This window comes from Pelotomaculum sp. FP, from assembly GCF_004369245.1.
Classification (GTDB): Bacteria; Bacillota; Desulfotomaculia; order Desulfotomaculales; family Pelotomaculaceae; genus Pelotomaculum_C; species Pelotomaculum_C schinkii.
Genome location: NZ_QFGB01000169.1, coordinates 1 through 480, shown reverse-complemented (window position 1 = coordinate 480; position 480 = coordinate 1). Strand labels below are relative to the sequence as shown.

General features: G+C 30.8%; 1 protein-coding gene. It reads left to right on the top strand.

The window, feature by feature from the left end:
* The coding region (locus tag Psfp_RS22070; protein WP_205079653.1) for a hypothetical protein at nucleotides 1-195 on the top strand (195 nt) is incomplete at its 5' end.
* Nucleotides 196-480: the final 285 nt, after the last annotated feature.

Genomic DNA, 480 nt, shown 5'->3' with positions numbered 1-480 from the left:
ATTATATCAAATCTAACAACTACTGTCAACAGCTATCAGCAGGTCTATGACAAGTATTTACAGCGGTATTCCGTGGATGCAATGAACGTTAATAAGTCTATAGCCGCTTTATTATTCGTTGGATCAAATTTTATACGTAAAAGCAAAGATTCAACCTTAAATGGTTACGATTTCACGTTTGTTATTTCCATTTAACTGTAGAAATGGATTGAGAATGCCATCTATAGATGTTGTCTATGATATGTCCTGATATATTAAATTTTAAGAATTAGACGAGTATATATGTATACTTTAAAATTATAAGTAGAGGTGCAGACTTAATATGATAAGACAAAGCCATTGTTTAAGAAGGATAAGGATGTAATGAATGAGTTTATTGCTTATTTTTGTGCTTCTCAAGAAGAATTTATGTTGCAAACCTTTATGAAAGAAAAACTTGATACGTTGAGGAAAATGATCGTAGCTGGAATAAAGCTTACA